1 pseudogene is annotated in these 566 nt (G+C 24.0%); it reads left to right on the top strand.

What is annotated here, in order from left to right:
• Window positions 1-378: 378 nt before the first annotated feature.
• Window positions 379-566: pseudogene (locus KPL54_RS25860) on the top strand (aldehyde dehydrogenase EutE); the annotation flags it as partial.

Genomic DNA, 566 nt, shown 5'->3' with positions numbered 1-566 from the left:
TATCCACCTCTATTCTTATATTTAATTATACATAGAAAAACCCTATAGCGTAGGTTTTTTTAAATCGTCTACTCTATAGGGTACATTTTATTATACAAAGAGGTATTGTTTTTTTAAAATAATATCTAAAGATTCAGAAAAATCACACTATAATTCCTCTTTACAGATTATAGGATAAAAATACCTAACATATATGTAATTTGTTAACGTTTTAATGTCATCATGTTACATTTATTGTATTTTTTAGTATTTTTAGCTAAATTGGTGATACTATTCTATTTATAGAATATAAAAAATCTTATTCATTCTAACATGTTTATCATAAAATGAATTACGTTTTTAATTTTAATTAAATTTTATAATAAGAGGAGGAAAAGTATGAGCAAAGATGTATTAGTATCAGCAAAAACAGAAGATTTAAATGTAATATCAAATGTTGAGGGTACCAAATGTAAGCAAGCTAACAATGATAATTTATATTTAGGAGTGTTCGAAGACGTTGAAATTGCTATTTCAAAAGCAATTCATGCACAAAAGGTGTTAACTATTGATTATAAAGAAGAAGA

The organism is Clostridium estertheticum, from assembly GCF_018861295.1.
GTDB classification, from domain to species: domain Bacteria; phylum Bacillota; class Clostridia; order Clostridiales; family Clostridiaceae; genus Clostridium_AD; species Clostridium_AD estertheticum_D.
Note: the sequence above shows the minus strand (reverse complement) of the source record. Positions and strands in the feature narration are given on the sequence as shown.